Origin of the sequence: Mesorhizobium sp. B2-4-18, assembly GCF_006441385.1 — a bacterium.
Classification (GTDB): domain Bacteria; phylum Pseudomonadota; class Alphaproteobacteria; order Rhizobiales; family Rhizobiaceae; genus Mesorhizobium; species Mesorhizobium australicum.
Window position 1 is genome coordinate 706,371 of record NZ_VFUW01000002.1, and the last position, 17,505, is coordinate 723,875.

Sequence of the window (17,505 nt, forward strand, 5' to 3'; positions counted from 1 at the left end):
GCGACTACTGGTTTTCCTTGGTCTGCCCCATGATTTCCTGGGCGCTGAAATTGATGCCGCAGGTCGGGAAGGAATTGCCGACGAAGAAATTGTCGGACTCCTTCGGGAAGTAATCCGTGCCTTCCTTCATGTCCGGATCCGTGGCGACGGCCAGAGGCAGCTTCACCTCCTGCGGCACCACTTCGCCTTCGAGTGCCGCGATCGCCGTCTTGATGGCGACGGCGACCTGGGCCGGGCCCGAGCCGGCGGAGGTGCACTTCAGGCCATCGGCCGAATGCGCCGCGCAGAACTTGCGGAAGCCGTTTTCGGTCTCGCCGCCGAACGGCACGAACGGATGCTTGGCGTCCATCATCGCCTGCACGATGCCGGTGTCGCCGCCCTGGCCGGTGATGCCGTCGAACGGACCGTTGGTGGCGATCGCATCGGCGGTCACTTTCTGCGCCACGCCGTCATCCCATTTGCCGGCGACTTCGGTCACATCCCACTTCTTGCCGGAGGCGTCGAACACCTCATGGATGCCGTTGTGGCGATCGGTGTCGACGGAGGTGCCGGCGACGCCGCGCACTTCCAGGATCTTGCCGCCATTCGGGATCTTGGCGACCAGCCACTTGGCCCACAATTCGCCAAGTCCCTTCTGGTCGACATTGACGTTGATAGCGTCCTTGGTGTCGAGAATATTGTCGAAGGCGACCAGCACGATGCCGGCTTCCTTGGCGCGTTTGATGACCGGGCCGAAGGCGGTCGGGTTCTGCGCGTCGGTGACGATGGCGTCATAGCCGGAATCGATGAAGTTGTTGATCGCCGAAATCTGCGCTGGCACGTCCTCGCCCGTCGAGACGACCTTGAATTCCTTGATCTTTGCCTTCACGTCGGGCTGCGACGCATAGGCCTTGGCCGTCTGCACCATCTGGATGCGCCAGGTGTTGGCGATATAGCCATTGGCGAAGGCGATGCGGAACGGACCTTCCTTCTTCGGAAATTTGAAGAACTTGGTGTTCGCGTCCCAGGGCGCGAAACAGTCGGCCTGGGCGGCGGGACCGGAGACGATCTCCGGGCCGGCAGCCATGGCCGCCGAATTGAGCATGACGAATGCGCTGGCAGCAACGATGCCGCCGACAAGTGACTTGATCATCGATAATCCTCCCGATTGCAGTTCCGATTTGTCGGTTCAGTTTTTATGCGATTTCGCGCTCCCGGCTGGCACCTCCCGCCTTACCCAGTCACGCCTGCCAGATGCCGAAGACCTCGGCGATCCCTCCCCTTGCCGTCTCCTTCGGTTGGGAAAAGGCTATCATATTATACATAATAAACAAGCATGAGCTGTTGCTTATGTATAATAAACAGGCCCAACAGTTGAGTGGCGAAGCTCTCCAATGGAAAATGGTAGCGCTACCATGACGTTGTGTAAAGCGTCATTCGCGGGTGTTCTCGAAAGCGTGTTCAGCGGGCTGTGCTCTCGCGGCGCTTGAGCTCGAAGCCAAGGTCGACGACCCGCTGCCGCGGCCTGTCACCCGATATCGCCGCAAGCGCCATGGCCACCGCGCGCCTGCCGATTTCGTAGCGATGGGTGCGGATGCTGGTGATCGAGGGAAACGCCACCTGCATCATGTCGAGATCGTTGAAGCCGACAATGCCGATGGTCTTCGGCACCTCGATCGAGGCACGATGGCATTCGAACAGCACGCCGAGCGCGATGTCGTCATTGTTGCAGAACACGCCGTCGAGCGTCGGCATCTTGGCAAGCGCATCGCGGAAGAGTTCGCGGCCAAGCGGCACGCTGGACAGCACCGGCGTGGTGGTGATCAGGCGCGGGTCCGAGAGGCCGGCCTTCTCCATCGCCACCCGGTACCCAGCCAGGCGCCGCTGCGAGCGCGGGTCCATGCGTGCACCGATGAAGCCGATCCGGCGATACCCGGCCTCTATCAGGTGCTCGGTCGCCGTCCGGCCACCGTCGAGATGCGAGAAGCCGACCATCATGTCCACCGGATCGGGTCCGGTCTCCATCACCTGAACCACCGGGCAACCGGCATTCTCCAGGAGTTTTCGCGAAGCCGGCGTCTGGTCGATGCCGGCAACGATGAGCGCGGCCGGGCGTTGCGAACCGAACAGCTGCAGCAGCCGCTCTTCCTCCAGTCCGGAATAGTGCGTATTGCCGAGCTGGATGCGGAACGGGCTGTCCGACAGGCAGTCATAGATGCCGCGCACCACCTCGGCGAAGACGTTGTTGGTCAGCGAAGGCACCAGTACGCCGAACACTTCGGCGCGCGCCGAGGCCAATGCACGCGCATTGGGGTCCGGCACATAGCCGAGTTCGTCGACGGCGGCCTGGATCTGACGGCGCAGTTCCTCGGAAACACGTGCCGGGTCGCGCAGTGCGCGTGAAACGGTGATGGCGCCGACGCCGGCCTTGCGTGCCACATCCGACAGGGTTGGGCGGCCACCGCCCCGGCGCGAACGCGGCTTGATCACGGTCTTGGCCCATGCGCATGGCCATCGAAGCGCGCCCGCAATGCGATCTTTCCAGCTGTCGCCATCTCACCGGCCTGTTGCCGCACCCATCCACCCTGGCGTCGCGCAGTGACTGCCCGTTGTCAAGCCGAGCCACCGAATGGCCGCGCTTGGCCTTCCTCAGGCGGCTACGGCAGCTCTGTGCCTTGCCTTCCACATGAACAGCCCGATCGCCAATATGTTAAGCAGGTTCCAGGCGATGCCGTTCAGGAAAGCGGCGGCATAGGAGCCGGTCAGGTCGTAGATCCAGCCCGACATCCAGCCGCCGATCGCCATGCCGAAAATCGTCGCCATCATGACGATGCCGATGCGCTGGCCGGCCTCCTTGGCGGGCAGGTATTCGCGCACGATGATCGCATAGCAAGGCACGATGCCGCCTTGCGACAAGCCGAAGACCAGCGACACGACATAGAGCGAGGCGAGCCCGTCGAACGGGATGTAGAACAGCAGCGACAGGCATTGCAGCACGGAGCCGATAAGCAAGGTTTTGACACCGCCGATGCGGTCGGCGACAAAGCCCGAGGCGAGCCGGCTGACGACGCCCGCGGCCATCATGATCGACAGCATGTCGGCGCCATGCGCCATGCCGTAGCCAAGATCCATGCAATAGGCGACGATGTGCACTTGCGGCATCGACATCGCCACGCAGCAGCCCAGTCCCGCGACGACCAGCAGCATCTGCATCGCGGCCGGAGACATTGGCATCGGCTGCACGGACCGGCTTCCGGCCGGGCCGGCGGCTGCCGCTTCCGGAGCGCCGCGGCGCAGCAAAAGCACCAGCGGCACCATGGTGACCAGGCAGAAGACGCCGATGGCGGCATAGGTGAAGCGCCAGCCTTCCGCCTTGATCAGCGTCGGCATGATGGTCGGCCAGATCGCTCCGGCGAGGTAGTTGCCGGCCGCGGCCGCGGTGACGGCGACGCCGCGCCGGCGATTGAACCAGTGCGATATATCGGCGATCAGCGGCCCGAAGATCACCGATGTGCCGAGACCGATCAGCACGCCTTGAGCAAGGGTGAATTGCAGGATCGAGGTCGACAGCGCCGCGAGCAGAAGGCCGGCGGAGAGCGCGATCGAGGAAAACAGCGCCGGAATCCAGTAACCCATGCGGTCGATGGCGCGGCCGACCAGCACATTGCCGGCGGCAAAGCCGACCATGGTCGCGGTGTAAGGCATGGATGCCGCGGCGCGGTCGACGCCGAACTCGGCCTGTACCGCAGGCAGCACCACGACGACGGCCCACATGCCGACCGCGCCGATGGTCGCCAGCAGCATCGAGATGGCCAGGCGCATCCAGGCGTAGGAACTGTCGATACCGGGGCTGGGCCGGCTCAAGTCGGTTCGTGACAAAGGCGTTTCCTGTCGGCGGCCTCAACCGCTGCTGTTTTGGCCACTATCGACGCATTCTCGGCGCACAGCAGCGCCACGGCGGGCAAATCCGTGGCTCCAGGGAGGTACGAGCGCGGGAACCGGCGCCAGCATCTGGAGTTTCCGATCAATAACCCGCAAAGGAGTCCAGCCATGACCGCCACCAAGCAGAAATGGTCGGCCGAGGTGACCGAGCACAGCGATGCTATGGATCTCGAGGACCACGTGTTCGAATCCGACGACGCCAAGAAGATCGCCGCCTCGCTCAAGCGTTCGGCCGAACACAGCCACCGCCGCAAGGCCGAGCCCTTCCAGTCCGCCATGTCGATGCTGAATTTCTACATCAACAGGGCCGGAAAAAACCTGCCCGCGGCTCGCAAGAAGATCCTCGAGGACGCCAAGGACGAATTGCGTGCGGCATTCGGGCGGCCAAAAGAGGATTAGGCTTTCGCCGCCAATGGCTCCTCAAGCTTGTTCCTCACCCCATCAAAAACGAGGTGAGGAACCCGTTTATTACCGCTATCCAGCCGGTAGGCGCCCTATTGTCTGATCTCGGGTTCGACAAGCTTGGCCAGGTTCCGCAGCGACTCCTGCCAGCCGAGATAGCAGGCTTCGGCGGGAATGGCGTCTGGAATGCCGGCTTGTGTGATGTTCACCTCGGTGCCCACGGACACTTTCTTCAGCGTCACGGTCACCTGGATCTCGCCGGGCAGGTTGGGATCGTCGAACCTATCGGTGTAGCGCAGGAGTTCGCCCGCGACGAGCTCGACATACTCACCGCCAAACGAATGGCTGTCGCCAGTGGTGAAGTTGCGGAACGACATCTTGAAGGTACCGCCGACCTTGCCCTCGAAGTGATGAACCGTGCAGGTGAAGCCGTTCGGCGGAAGCCATTTGGCAAGCGCATCGGCCTCGAGGAACGCGCGGTAGACCTTCTCCGGGCTGGTGGTCAGGACGCGGTGCAGACGTACGGTGCTGGGCATGTCGATACTCCTTCGTGGTCTCTGTTCGATGCCCCAAGGACGGGTACCGCACAGCCGATCCGACACAGGCTTTTGAATTTTGTGCGATCCGGCCCCGAATTGCTTCGAGTTCCAAGGCGCGAACACCCGCGCCGAACGGCCGTGTCGCGGAAATCTATCGCGAACGGATGACGTTATCGGTATTGGCCAGCAGCTTGCGCACGGCATTGCGCGCCGCATCCGGCCGCTGGAGGCGGATGTTCTTTTCGATTGCCTCGTGCATCTTCTGGGCGAGCTGCAAATCGTCGAGCTCCCGGGTCGTGTAGGCAAACAGGTGGTCGAAGGCGGATTCGATCAGCACGCCGAGCGGCACCAGCAGATCATTGCCCGAGGCACGCAATATGGCGAGGTGGAAGCGGGTGTCGGCACGGGTCCGTTCCTGCAAGCTTTTCGCCTCTCCCATCTCCCGGCAGGCCTGGCTGATCTCGGCCATCTGCTCGTCGGTGCGCCGCATGGCGGCGAATGCGGTCGCTTCCGGCTCGATGATGTGGCGGAATTCCTGCACCGTCTTCAGGAAAACCTCGCGGTCGGGCGACGTCGCGTACCAGGCGAGCACATCGCGGTCGAGCAGGTTCCAGCGTTCCCTGGGTTCGACCCAGCTGCCGATCTTGGGGCGCGATGCGAGCAGGCTCTTGGCCATCAGCATCTTGATCGCCTCGCGCACCGCCGAGCGGCTGACGCTGAACGTCTCCGACCATTTGGCCTCATTGGGCAGGATGGTGCCGGGCGGATAATCGCCGCGCACGATCCTGAGCCCAATCTCGCTGGCCAGTGATGTGTGCACGCTGGAGCCCGGAATACGTGCCGCGTCGGCTCGCCGAACACCGGCCGGACGATCGGCGGCTACAGCCTTTTTCGGCGATTTTTCCCTGTTCGGCTTCGCGTCCCGCATGCATTCCAGAAAGGCCGGTTTAGGGAGGCTGTCAAGCGTGGTGCGGGCGTGAGGCCGCAAAGCCGGCCTCTATGCACAACCCAGCCGTGATTCGAGCTCGCTCAGGCGGTCTTGACGTATTTGCGCCAGCTGTGCTCCGGGCGGAAGCCGAGCATGTCGCGCGCCTTGCGGTTCGACAGCAGCGTCTCGTATTCACCGAGTTCGCCCTTGACCGGCACGTCGGGATAGAACCGCTTCAGGAGTTCGGCGGTCGGCAGGTCGGACGAGGTGTCGTCATTGGCGGCATTGAACACCTGGTAGCCCAGCCCATCCTTCTCGACGGCACGCAGCGTGATCTGGCCAAGGTCCCGGGCATCGATGTAGCTCCAGGCGATACGCTTGCGAAAACCAGGATCGGCGAACCATTTCGGAAACAGCGAATACTCATGCGGCTCGATGACGTTGCCTATGCGCAAGGCATAGATATCCGTGCCATTGCGCTGCGCGAAAGCGCGCGCGGTCTTCTCGTTGACGATCTTTGACAGCGCATAGCTGTCCATCGGGTCGACGTCATAGTCCTCGTCGAGCGGGAAATACGCGGGATCGCGCGGCTCGTTGGCGAACACCAGGCCGTAGGTCGTCTCGCTGGAAGCGATGATCACCTTGCGGATGCCGAGCTTCACCGCCGCCTCGATGATGTTGTAGGTGCCCATTGCATTGACGCGGAACACCTCGTTGTCGGGCGTGATCATGATGCGTGGAATGGCAGCAAAATGCACCACGGCGTCCACTGGCTGCGGGCGTAGCGAGGGGTCGAATTCGTGCAGCCCCATATAGCTAGACAGCGCGTTGAACACCTGGCCGCTGTCGGTGATGTCGGTGATCAGCGTGCGCACCTTGGGATTGTCGAGCGGCCTGGTGTCGATGTTGAGCACCTGGCAACCCTGCTCCACCAGATATTGCACGACGTGGCGCCCAGCCTTGCCGCTGCCGCCGGTGAACATGATCCGCTTCGTCATTTCTGGTCTCCACGAAAGTCCTGGGATTTACGTGTATTGTCAGACAATATTGCTTTCTGCAACCGTCTATGGCTAAAACAGCGGCGACATTATCGATAATCACGCAACAGGACAGACAGCATGAGCACGACCGCTACGGGTGAGAAGATCGGCTTTGTCGGCCTTGGATTGATGGGGCACGGCATCGCCAAGAACATCGTCGACAAGGGATATTCCCTGACCTTCCTCGGCCGCAAGAACCGCAAACCGGCGGAGGATCTTCTCGGCCGAGGCGCTCGTGAGGCATCGACTTCCCGCGATGTGGCGGCGGCATCCGATATCGTCTTCATCTGCGTCACCGGCTCGCGCGAGGTGGAGGCTATCATTCGCGGTCCCGATGGCCTCAAGGAGGGTTTGAAGAAGGGGGCGGTCGTCGTCGACTGCTCGACATCGGATCCGGTCTCGACCGTGGCACTTGCCGCGGAACTCAAGGCGCTCGGCGTCGACTATGTCGACGCGCCGCTCAGCCGCACGCCGAAGGAAGCCTGGGAAGGCACGCTCGACGCCATGGTCGGCGCGCCCGATGCCGTCTTTGCCAGGGTCAAGCCGGTGATCGACACCTGGGCCGGCCGCATCGTGCATATCGGCGATACCGGAGACGGCCACCGCATGAAGCTGCTCAACAATTTCATCTCGCTGGGCTACGCCGCCCTTTATTCCGAGGCCTTGGCACTGGCGGAGAAGGTCGGCATCTCGCCGCCGCGTTTCGACAGCGTCATCCGCAATGGCCGCATGGATTGCGGCTTCTATCAGACCTTCATGCGCTGGACGCTGGAAGGCGACCGCGACGCCCACAAATTCACCATCGCCAATGCCTTCAAGGACCTGACCTATCTGGAATCGATGGCGGGGGCGGCGGGCATCGCCAATCCGCTCGGCAACGCCACCAAGAACGCCTTCGCCGGCGCTCACGCAACCGGCCCGGCCGAGCAGTTCGTGCCGATGCTGGCCACGCACATCGCCAAGGTCAATGGCATCGACCTGATGCCGACGAAGGATGGAAGGAAGCAGACGATCTGAGACCCGGACGGTCGGCTGGCCTTAGCGCCGGCCCCTTCCGATCCCCTCATCGGTGTCGGCAAGCAGCTTGTGCACGGCGTTGCGCGCCGCGGCTGGCCGCTGCAGGCGGATGCTTTTCTCGATCGCCTCGTGCAGTTTCTGTGCCCGCCGCTGATCGCCGACCTGGCGTGTGGTGAAGATGAAGAGATGGTCGAGCGCCGATTCGATCAATACGCCGAGCGGCACCAGAAGGTCGTTGCCCGAGGCCCGCAGGATGGCGAGGTGGAAGCGCGTGTCGGCACGGATGCGCTCGGGCAGGTTGGCCGCCTCGCCCATCTCGCGGCAGGCCAGGCTGATCTCGGCCATCTGCTCGTCGCTGCGCCGTATTGCGGCAAAGGCGGATGCTTCCGGTTCGATGATGTGGCGGAACTCCTGCACGGTGCGAAGGAACGCTTCGCGATCCGGCGCGGTCGCGTACCAGGCCAGCACGTCGCGGTCGAGCAGGTTCCAGCGCTCCTTCGGCTCGACCCAACTCCCGATCTTTGGCCGCGACGCCAGAAGGCTCTTGGCCATCAGCATCTTGATCGCCTCGCGCACCGCCGAACGGCTGACATTGAAGGTTTCGGCCCATTTGGCCTCATTGGGCAGGATGCTGCCAGGCGGATAGTCGCCGCGCACGATCCTGAGGCCAATCTCGCTGGCGAGCGAGGCATGGACGCTGGACCCGGGAAAGTGCGCCGCATCCACCCTGCGCATGGCTGCCGGGTCGTGGCTGGCTTGCGCCTTGGCCCGGCCGGCTTTTTTCTTTGCCTTCTCGTCCGGCATCCACGTTCCAATAGGTCGGCCGCCAGTCACCCGGATTGATCCAAACCCGCGCGGCGCACCGATCCCGTTGCCGAAAATCCAAACCACTGACGCGTCAAAGCCGGGCTCCGATAGCCCCAACCAAGGCGTCCTGTTGAAGAATTGGAGGAAACGGGGCGCTCGTTGGCGAGCGCCCCGAAATCGCGGCCTATTTCTGGATGCAGGTGTCGACCGTGTCCTTGGTGCATTCGTCGAGACCGGTGAAGACCGGATCGTCAACCTTCTTGCCTTCGACCAGGTCGATCATCACCGATGGTGCCTTGTACCCCATTTCGAAGGGCCGCTGGCCGACCAGAGCGGTGACAAGGCCGTCCCTGGCGATGGCCACCTCGTCGCCGATCGTGTCGGCGGCGCCGATGACGAAGTCGTTCTTGGCCAGCCGGTCCTTGAGCGGTCCGACCAGGTCGCGGTAGGGCTGCGGCGCGCCGAACAGCGGCCAGCCGCCCATGATGCCGAACGCGTCGAGCTTGGGATTGGCGGCGAGGATGTCGGTCATCGCCTGAACGCCCTTGGCTCCGTCGTCATTGGTGAATACCGGGCAGCCGGCGACTTCCGTCCAGCCGCCTTCGCCGGCAAGTGCCGTGAGGCCTTCCTTGCCCGTCAGCGCGTCGCGCATGCCTTGCGCGCGACGCAAGATGTTGTCGGCCGCCGGATTGCCCTCGATGGTGCAGATCGTGCCACCATTCGGCTTGGCCTTCTTGATGTACTCGCCGATTTTCTTGCCCATCAGGTAGTTGTCGGTGCCGAGATAGGTCTTGCGCAGTGCCGCGTCTTCCTTGGCGAGGTCGGCGTCGACGGTCATGATCGGGATCGACGGATTGGCGCTCTTGATCGTCTGTGCGATCAGTGGCGCGTTGGACGGCGAGATCGCCATCGCCACCGTGTCGGCCTTGCTCAGCATATCCTGCACGATCTGCGCCTCGCCGGCCTCGTCGGAAGTCGATGCCGGACCGGTGTAGAAGCATTGATATTCCGAGCTGGCGTTTTCCTTGTTCCATTTCTCGCAGCCCTGGTGGATGGCTTCGAAGAATGGATTGTCGAGACCTTTCACCACGATGACGAGCTGCTTCTTGGCCAAAGCCGGCCCGGCGCCCAACGCCATGGCGGCGACGGCGGCGAGCAATACTGTTTTCCTCATGTCAGTCCTCCCTTTGCAACCAGACGGACACGGCGTGCCCGCCACACAAACCAGCCGGGATGCGAGATGACTGAGACGCATGCGCCCATTCAATCCGGCCAGGCCGATAAGCATTTTCAGATACGACCCTCCCAGCGACGACGCTGCACGATCGCCAAAACCTTCCTGCCGTTGGCGCCGCCGATGGCGTCGTCAAAGCCGGCATGTCTTCCTCCGACGCTCAACTAATAACGGCTTGACGCCAACGTCAATGCTATTTGTCCTACAAAACTGATTTTTCAAATCCCGCACGGCACTATTCGTCTGACAATTGCCCGTTCGACAATTGACGCCCGCGATGCCATTCGCGTAAATGACCGCATCGCTGCCCCCGGGAGGAGCTGGGGAAAGCCAATGGAAGCTGTCGCCTGTCCGCGTGCGGATGGGCCAGGCATGGGAGGCAAAGACGGGTGGCGGTTCTCGAACTCACCAACATCTCGAAGCATTTCGGCGCCATCCAGGCGGTCAACGACGTGTCGCTGTCGATCGAGCCCGGGGAGGTCGTGGGCCTGATGGGCGACAACGGCGCCGGCAAGTCGACGCTGGTCAAGATGATCGCGGGCAATTTCCGCCCGAGCCATGGCACGATGCGCATGGACGACAAGGAACTCATCCTGCACAAGCCGGTCGAGGCCCGCCAGCACGGCATCGAGATCGTCCACCAGGACCTGGCGCTCTGCAACAATCTGACGGCGGCGGCCAATGTCTATCTCGGCCGCGAACTGCGTCGTGGCGTCGGCCCGTTCCGCATCCTTGACTATGCGGCGATGTACAAGCGCGCCGGCCATATCTTCGCCGAGCTGAAATCCGAGACGCGCCCGCGCGATCTCGTCAAGCAGATGTCGGGCGGACAGCGCCAGGCCGTGGCGATCGCCCGCACCATGCTGTCGCAAGCCAAGATCGTGCTGATGGATGAGCCGACGGCGGCGATCTCGGTGCGGCAGGTCGCCGAAGTGCTCAACCTCATCCGCAACCTGCGTAACCAGGGCATCGCCGTGGTGCTGATCAGCCACCGCATGCCCGACGTCTTCGACGTCGCGGACCGCGTCATCGTGATGCGGCGCGGCAGGAAGGTCGCCGACAAGGCGATCGCGTCGAGCTCGCCCGAGGAAGTCACCGGGCTGATCACCGGCGCCATCGAGCAGGCGGCGTGAGAGGGATAAAACCGGGTTTCATTGCGCTGGCGCGTTTCGCTGCCGGCAGGAAAGGTCGATAATGGCAGTCACCCTTGACCAGACGATCGCGCAGAAGCAGCACACTTTCCTGTCGCGCCTGTTCTCAAGCCAGACTTTCTGGGTGGTGGTCGCCGTCATCCTGGCCTGCATCTTCCTGTCCTTCGCCACCGATGCCTTCGCCACCTCGAAGAACCTCTACAACATCACCCGCAACATCACCTTCGTCGCCATCGTGGCGCTCGGCATGACCTTCGTCATCATCACCGGTGGCATCGACCTGTCGGTCGGCTCGGTGCTGTGCCTGTGCTCGATGGTGCTGGCCGTCACCATGCATGCAGGCTATTCGATCGAGATCGGCATTCTGGCCTCGATCGCCACCGCGCTCGTCATCGGCGCCTTCAACGGCATTTTTATCGCCTATCTGGGCTTTCCGCCCTTCGTGGTGACGCTCGGCATGCTGTCGATCGCCCGCAGCCTTGCCATGGTCGCCTCCAACAACACCGTCGTCTTCCAGTTCGGCCCGGACCACGACAAGCTGCTGGCACTCGGCGGCGGCGCCTGGGTGTTCGGCATCGCCAATCCGGTGCTCTACACGATCCTTTTGGCCCTGATCACCGGTTTTGTCCTGCGCTGGACGAAGTTCGGCCGGCATATCTTTGCCATTGGCGGCAACGAGCACGCCGCGACGCTGACCGGCGTGCCGGTGCGCCAGATCAAGGTCGCCGTCTACATGATCTCGGCGCTGTCGGCCGGCATTGCCGGCATCATCGAAACCGGCTGGCTCGGCGCTGTCACCACCAATCTCGGCAACGGCATGGAACTGCAAGTGATCGCCGCCACCGTCATCGGTGGCGCCAATTTGGCCGGCGGCGTCGGCACCGCCTTTGGCGCCATCGTCGGTGCTGCCCTCATCGAGGTGATCCGCAACAGCCTTGGCTTGCTCGGCATCAACGCCTTCTGGCAAGGCACCTTCATCGGCGGCGCCATCCTGCTCGCGGTTCTGTTCGACCGTATCCGCAATTTCAGGCGCAGCGACTGAGAGCTCTTCGCCATCGAGGCGCTATTCATTCTGATCCTATCGCTCAGTCTGAAAATCGGCTGAAGCCGACCTCCATTGGTAGCGGCCAACAGCCGTGCCTTGACGGATACCGAAAACCGGCCGCACAATCCTCCCTGCAAGCGAAGGGAGGCCAGTCGCTTGCGGGAGGATATGCCATGACGGAAGCGATCAGGCTCTACTGGGGCCGGTTCGGACATGTTTCTGTCCTGAATGTCGCGAGCGACTTCGTCACCCATGCCCATGTCGAGGCACATCTGATCATCTGGCTCGAAGGCACCGCCGGCGAGATGACCATCGGCCGCGAGACGGTCCGCCTCGGCCCTCGCACCGCCGCCGGCATCAATTCCTTCCAGCCCCACAGCCATGTCCTGGCGCAAAACGGGACGCCCGGTCTGTTTCTCGCCTTCTACATCGATCCCGACTGGGCCCGCCGCAGGCGCGACCTGCCATCCAGCGCGCCGCTGTTTTCGCGGGCGGCGATCGCGCTCGAGCCTTGGCTGCACCAGGCGGCCGCCAGCCTGCTCGACCATCTCACCGACAATGAGAGCGTCGACGATGTCGCCAATTACGAGATCGAGCGCTTCATCGACTCGGTGCTCGATGCCGCCGACGCGTCGGCGCCGCAGGAAGCGCGCGGCCGCATAAACACCGTGCAGGATTTCCGCGTTCGCAAGGCGATCCAGCTGATGAAGGCCAATGTCTGCGAACGCATCTCCTTCGACGACGTTGCCCGCGCCGTTGGCCTTTCGCGGCCGCATTTCTTCGCCTTGTTCAAGGAACAGACCAACCTGACGCCCAATGTCTATTGGAACACGCTGCGCATGGAGGAAGCGGTGCGGCAGTTGCAATGGTCGCGCGAGCCGCTGATCTCGGTCGCCTGCAATCTCGGCTTCACCACGCAAGGCAATTTCTCGCGCTTCTTCCGTGACCATGTCGGCGTGCCGCCGACGCTCTACCGCGAGGCCGCGCGGGCAATGGCCTGAGCCGGCAGCCATCTGTTTTTCAGACTGGTTGATAGATGCTCAAGACGCATTGATAAGCGCTGTGCGCGCTAGCGCCCTACCCTTGCCGCAACGAAATTCGCAAGGGAACATCTTATGCCCAAAGTCACCATTTCCAGCGTGATCGACGCACCGGTCGAAAAGGTTTGGGCGCGCATACGCGACTTCAACGGGTTGCCGGATTGGCATCCACGCATGGTCGAGAGCCATATCGAGGACGGAAAGGATGCCAGCACGATCGGCTGCGTGCGCAACTTCCAGCTGGCCAGCGGTGCCCGCCTGCGCGAAAAACTGCTCGACTTCTCCGATGACGATTTCCTCGTCAGCTATTCCATCCTGGAAACGCCGCAGCCCCTCACCAACCACAGGGCTACGCTGCAATTGCGGCGCGTCACCGATGGCGACCGCACCTATGCCGAATGGACCGCCAGCTTCGACGCAGCACCCGAAGAAGCCGACAAGCTGGCCGAGGGCATGGGCGCGAACGTCTTCCAGGGCGGCTTCAATGCATTGAAGAGCCATTTCGCCGAGCAAGGCTGAGCCAAACCACGGGAGCGCGCCATGGCGCTGGCATTGCAGACATACTCGACCGTGAAGGACGCCAATGCGGCGCTGACGATCGCTGGCACACGCTATCTCGGCGGCGGCATGCTTGTGGTTCGAGCCGCCAATGAAGGCGATATCTCCGTCTCCACTCTTGTCCGCGCCTCCGACCCGGCCCTGTCGGGCATCGCCCTGTCCGCCGGCAAGGTGCGCATCGGCGCTTCGGTGACAATGGCGGAGATCGCCCGCCATCCGGAACTCGGTACCCTCGCCAAGGCCGCGCGCGCCGTCGGCGGCCCGGCGATCCGCAACATGGCGACCATCGGCGGCAATCTGTTCTCGCCGGCGCCCTATGGCGATTTCGCCGTGGCCCTGCTGGCGCTCGACGCAACGATCGCTGCCGATGACGGCGAAAGCCCTATCGAGACCTTCCTGGCCGCACGGGACGACAGCCGCGCCATCGTCACGTCGGTCGGTTTCACGCTTCCGAAGCCCGACAGCTTCCGCTTCCTCAAAGTGTCGCGGGTCAAGCCCAAGGGGGTCTCGGTGCTGAGCATCGCCATCGTTCTGGAACAGGCTGGAGACGGGACCGTGTCCTCGGCGCGGGTCGCGCTGGGCTGCATGGCCGATCGGCCGATGCGTGCCAAGGCAGCGGAAAAAGCGCTGCTCGGCAGGACGCTCGACCCGGATGGCATCGCACCGGCGCTGGCCGCCGTGGCTGAAGGCATCTCGCCCATCACCGACCCGATCGCCAGCGCCTGGTATCGCGCCGAAGTGCTGCCGGTGCATCTCGGCCGGCTGCTGCTGACCGAATAACACCCGTGGGAGGGCGCGCGTCTGTCCGGTCCTCGGGCAGGCGCGCAAGGAGGAAGAATGGCAAAGGTCCCGGTTCAATTCACGCTCAACGGCTCCGAAAAAGCCGAATTCATAGAAAGCGGCACCACGCTGCTCAATGCCTTGCGCGACAAGATCGGCGACACCTCGCCGAAGGGCGGCTGCCACCAAGGCACCTGCGGCGCCTGCTCCGTCATCATCGACGGCGAGTTGAGGCTCTCCTGCCTGACGCTGGCCGAGACCTGCAACGGTGCAACGATCACCACCACATCGGGCCTCGCCGAAGGCGGCGTGCTGCACCCGCTGCAGCGTGCCTTCCTCGACACATTCGCCAGCCAATGCGGTTTTTGCACGCCGGGCATGATCATGGCCGCCAAGGTGCTGCTCGACCACACGCCCAATCCCAGCCGCGAGGATGTCGTCGAGGCGCTGTCCGGGAACGTCTGCCGCTGCACCGGCTACGAGCCGATCATCCAGGCGGTGCTGACCGCCGCCCGCGCCAATTCGCAGAACGCGGCCTAGAGCCGGATGATTTCAGGTCGAACAGACCTGAAATCCGAATCCGGCTCTAAATCAAAGAGATAGAGCATGATGTCGCCCGAAAACCGCTTCACACTTTTCGGCATCATGCTCTGAGGGACCAAAGAAATGGAATTGCGCAAGAGCTACTTCGCCGATGTCCGCAAGGACGATCTGCATGAGATCGGCCAGGCGCGGCCACGCTCGGATTCGCCAGGCCACGTCACCGGCAAGACCGCCTATTTCGCCGACCGCAACTTTCCCGGCATGCTGCATTTGAAGATGGTGCGCAGCCCTCATCACCATGCCCGCATCCGCTCGATCGACACGTCGGAGGCCGAAAAACATCCGGGCGTGGTCAAGGTGCTGACGGCCAGGGACGTGCCGCACAATGTCTACACGATCCTGATCCTGATCCAGGTCGGACCGGAAGACGAGACGGTCCTGGCCGACGGCAAGGTGCGCTGGAAGGGCGAGGCCGTGGTGGCGGTGTTGGCCGAAACCGAGCGTGCCGCCCAGGAGGCCGCCGCCAAGGTCAAGGTCGATTATGAAGTGCTGCCCGCCGTGTTCAACATGGAGGAAGCGCTGAAGCCCGGCGCGCCCATCGTCAACGAATATCACGGCCAGAACTATTACCTCTATGACAGCGGCGCGTGCCGCAAGGTGCGCTTCGGCGATGTCGAAGCGGGCTTTGCCGAGGCCGATCACGTGCTGGAGCAAAGCTATCAGTCCTCGCCCATCGAGCACGCGCCGACCGAGACCACCGGTTGCGTGGTGGCGCCCGAGGGCAATGACCGCTTCACCTGCTACACCAACACACAGGCGATGTTCTTCACCCTCGACAACACCTCGATCATCCTGCAGATGCCGGGCAGCAAGCTGCATTTTGTCGGCGGCACGGTCGGCGGCGGTTTCGGCGGCAAGGTCGATGTCATCGTCGAACCGATCGCCATCCTCGGGGCAAAACTAACCGGGCGACCAGTCTGTTTTATCTACAGCCGCGAGGAGGAGATGCAGATCTCCTCGCCCCGCGCGGCCGAAAAAGTCGTCATCAAGGACGGCGTCATGAACGATGGCCGCATCGTCGCACGGAAGGTCACCGGCTACACCGATGCCGGTGCCTACTCCCGCCACTCGCCCTATGGCGCGCAGAAGGGCGCCGGGCACTATCCCGGTCCCTACACCATCCCCAACGTCTGGATCGACACCTACTGCGTCTACACAAATCGCACGCCGTCGTCGGCCATGCGCGGCTTCGGCGTCACCATCGGCGATTTCGCGCTGGAGGTGCAGATGGACAAGCTGGCGCGGCTGATCGGCATGGATCCACTCGAATTCCGCTTCGTCAACGCCTATCGCGACGGCGACATGAAGGCGCATCGCCAGCCGACCGAGGGCGCGGCACTCATCGAATGCATGCAGGAAGCCTCGCGCGCCGCCCACTGGCCGGTGGCGGAGAAATACATGGCGATGTCCTCCTACAAGAACGGAGCTTGAGATGGCGATCAGGCGTGGACGCGGCGTCGCCGCGATCAACTATCCCACCGGCATGAACCTTGGCGGCGACCCGACCCAGGCGCTGGTGCATTCGACCCCGACCGGCAATTTCATGGTCACGCTTTCCAGCGTCGATCTCGGCCAGGGCATGAAGCAGATCATGGCGCAGATCTGCGCCGAGACGATCGGCGTGCCGACCGACCGCGTCGTCGTCGACACCGCCGACACCGACACCGGCCCGCACTGCATGGGCACGTTTGCCTCGCGCGGCACCCACCGCGCCGGCAACGCGGTCATCCAGGCCGCCAGGGAAGCCCGCCAGGTGATGCTTGAAGTGGCGGCCGAGGAACTGGAAGTGAATGCCTCGGACCTCGAAACCGACGGCCAGGGCAACATACTGGTCAAGGGCGCGCCGCAGAGATCGATCTCGATCTTCGATGTCGCCCTGTCGGCGCATTTCAAGCGCGGCCGCTCGATCTCAGGCCGCGGCATGTTTTTGATCCCGCGCTCCTATCCGGAGAAGGAAACCGGCGCGATGAAGCCGTCGACCTGTTACGCGCATGCCTGCACGGTGGCCGAGGTCGAAGTCGACGACGAAACCGGCGAGGTCACGGTGCTGACGGTCAAGAACGTCTTCGAGATCGGCCGCGCGTTGAACCCCAAAATGGTCGAGCAGCAGCTGGTCGGCGGCTCCTGGATGGGCATCAGCCATGCGCTCTACGAGACGACGGAACCCTATTATCCCAACCGCGACCATGGCGGCACCGACTTCAACCAGTATCTGATGCCTGGCCCCGGCGATCTCGCCGAAACCGAAATCATCGTGCTGGAGCGGCCCTCGGCAGATGGCCCCTATGGCGCCAAGGGACCGGGCGAAATGTGCGCCAACCCGCAAATCCCGGCGGTCGCCAACGCCGTCTTCGACGCGGTCGGCGTGCGCATCGACATGCTGCCGATCACGCCCGAACGCATTTTGCGCGCGCTCAAGGCGCAAGCGGCTAACTGAGGA

General features: G+C 63.2%; 18 protein-coding genes. 10 read left to right on the forward strand and 8 right to left on the reverse strand.

The window, feature by feature from the left end:
• Positions 1–4 precede the first annotated feature (4 nt).
• The 3 genes from FJ527_RS06910 to FJ527_RS06920 all read right to left on the reverse strand — a co-directional run bounded on the left by FJ527_RS06910 (position 5) and on the right by FJ527_RS06920 (position 3,858).
• Positions 5–1,132: a sugar ABC transporter substrate-binding protein gene (locus FJ527_RS06910; protein WP_015317115.1), complete on the reverse strand. Its 1,128-nt coding sequence runs from the start codon at positions 1,130–1,132 to the stop codon at positions 5–7.
• Between the two features lie 308 nt (positions 1,133–1,440).
• A complete protein-coding gene (locus FJ527_RS06915) occupies positions 1,441–2,469 on the reverse strand; it encodes a LacI family DNA-binding transcriptional regulator (protein ID WP_140822348.1) in 1,029 nt (342 codons plus the stop codon).
• A 159-nt stretch (positions 2,470–2,628) separates the two neighbouring features.
• Positions 2,629–3,858: an MFS transporter gene (locus FJ527_RS06920; RefSeq protein WP_140714483.1), complete on the reverse strand. Its 1,230-nt coding sequence runs from the start codon at positions 3,856–3,858 to the stop codon at positions 2,629–2,631.
• 171 nt (positions 3,859–4,029) lie between these two features.
• On the opposite strand from FJ527_RS06920, the gene FJ527_RS06925 reads away from it, so the two are divergent.
• Positions 4,030–4,320, forward strand: a complete 291-nt coding sequence (locus FJ527_RS06925; protein WP_015317112.1) for a DUF3175 domain-containing protein — start codon at positions 4,030–4,032, stop codon at positions 4,318–4,320.
• A 95-nt stretch (positions 4,321–4,415) separates the two neighbouring features.
• Here the strand turns inward: FJ527_RS06925 and FJ527_RS06930 are convergent, their stop codons facing one another.
• The 3 genes from FJ527_RS06930 to FJ527_RS06940 all read right to left on the reverse strand — a co-directional run bounded on the left by FJ527_RS06930 (position 4,416) and on the right by FJ527_RS06940 (position 6,788).
• A complete protein-coding gene (locus tag FJ527_RS06930) occupies positions 4,416–4,859 on the reverse strand; it encodes an SRPBCC family protein (protein ID WP_023769571.1) in 444 nt (147 codons plus the stop codon).
• A 154-nt stretch (positions 4,860–5,013) separates the two neighbouring features.
• Positions 5,014–5,790, reverse strand: a complete 777-nt coding sequence (locus tag FJ527_RS06935; protein WP_140665373.1) for a FadR/GntR family transcriptional regulator — start codon at positions 5,788–5,790, stop codon at positions 5,014–5,016.
• Positions 5,791–5,891: 101 nt separating this feature from the next.
• On the reverse strand, positions 5,892–6,788 hold the full coding sequence (locus FJ527_RS06940) for an NAD(P)-dependent oxidoreductase (RefSeq protein WP_140822350.1): 897 nt from the start codon (positions 6,786–6,788) through the stop codon (positions 5,892–5,894).
• A 120-nt stretch (positions 6,789–6,908) separates the two neighbouring features.
• Here FJ527_RS06940 and FJ527_RS06945 point away from each other — a divergent pair, with 120 nt between their 5' ends.
• On the forward strand, positions 6,909–7,847 hold the full coding sequence (locus FJ527_RS06945; RefSeq protein ID WP_140822352.1) for an NAD(P)-dependent oxidoreductase: 939 nt from the start codon (positions 6,909–6,911) through the stop codon (positions 7,845–7,847).
• A 21-nt stretch (positions 7,848–7,868) separates the two neighbouring features.
• Here FJ527_RS06945 and FJ527_RS06950 read toward each other — a convergent pair whose 3' ends face one another.
• Positions 7,869–8,651 (reverse strand): FadR/GntR family transcriptional regulator, encoded by a 783-nt coding sequence (locus tag FJ527_RS06950; protein ID WP_140615498.1) that lies wholly within the window; start codon positions 8,649–8,651, stop codon positions 7,869–7,871.
• Positions 8,652–8,838: 187 nt separating this feature from the next.
• Positions 8,839–9,828 carry a sugar-binding protein gene (locus FJ527_RS06955; RefSeq protein ID WP_140822354.1) on the reverse strand — a complete coding sequence of 330 codons (990 nt, stop codon included), beginning with the start codon at positions 9,826–9,828 and terminating at the stop codon, positions 8,839–8,841.
• Between the two features lie 449 nt (positions 9,829–10,277).
• On the opposite strand from FJ527_RS06955, the gene FJ527_RS06960 reads away from it, so the two are divergent.
• From FJ527_RS06960 to FJ527_RS29815, 8 genes are all read left to right on the forward strand, one after another.
• The gene (locus FJ527_RS06960) at positions 10,278–11,021 is read left to right on the forward strand and encodes an ATP-binding cassette domain-containing protein (protein ID WP_140615494.1); all 744 of its coding nucleotides are present in this window, start codon (positions 10,278–10,280) and stop codon (positions 11,019–11,021) included.
• A 61-nt stretch (positions 11,022–11,082) separates the two neighbouring features.
• Positions 11,083–12,081 carry an ABC transporter permease gene (locus tag FJ527_RS06965; protein WP_015317104.1) on the forward strand — a complete coding sequence of 333 codons (999 nt, stop codon included), beginning with the start codon at positions 11,083–11,085 and terminating at the stop codon, positions 12,079–12,081.
• Positions 12,082–12,257: 176 nt separating this feature from the next.
• Positions 12,258–13,085 (forward strand): AraC family transcriptional regulator, encoded by an 828-nt coding sequence (locus FJ527_RS06970; RefSeq protein ID WP_140615490.1) that lies wholly within the window; start codon positions 12,258–12,260, stop codon positions 13,083–13,085.
• Between the two features lie 114 nt (positions 13,086–13,199).
• Entirely contained in the window at positions 13,200–13,643 is a 444-nt protein-coding gene (locus tag FJ527_RS06975) for an SRPBCC family protein (RefSeq protein ID WP_140665378.1), read from the forward strand.
• Positions 13,644–13,664: 21 nt separating this feature from the next.
• Positions 13,665–14,462, forward strand: coding sequence for an FAD binding domain-containing protein (locus FJ527_RS06980; RefSeq protein WP_140822356.1), 798 nt, complete (start codon positions 13,665–13,667; stop codon positions 14,460–14,462).
• 57 nt (positions 14,463–14,519) lie between these two features.
• A complete protein-coding gene (locus tag FJ527_RS06985) occupies positions 14,520–15,002 on the forward strand; it encodes a (2Fe-2S)-binding protein (protein ID WP_140822358.1) in 483 nt (160 codons plus the stop codon).
• A 126-nt stretch (positions 15,003–15,128) separates the two neighbouring features.
• The gene (locus FJ527_RS29810) at positions 15,129–16,496 is read left to right on the forward strand and encodes a xanthine dehydrogenase family protein molybdopterin-binding subunit (protein ID WP_140822360.1); all 1,368 of its coding nucleotides are present in this window, start codon (positions 15,129–15,131) and stop codon (positions 16,494–16,496) included.
• A 1-nt stretch (position 16,497) separates the two neighbouring features.
• Entirely contained in the window at positions 16,498–17,502 is a 1,005-nt protein-coding gene (locus FJ527_RS29815) for a molybdopterin cofactor-binding domain-containing protein (protein WP_140714467.1), read from the forward strand.
• The last annotated feature ends 3 nt before the right edge of the window (positions 17,503–17,505 follow it).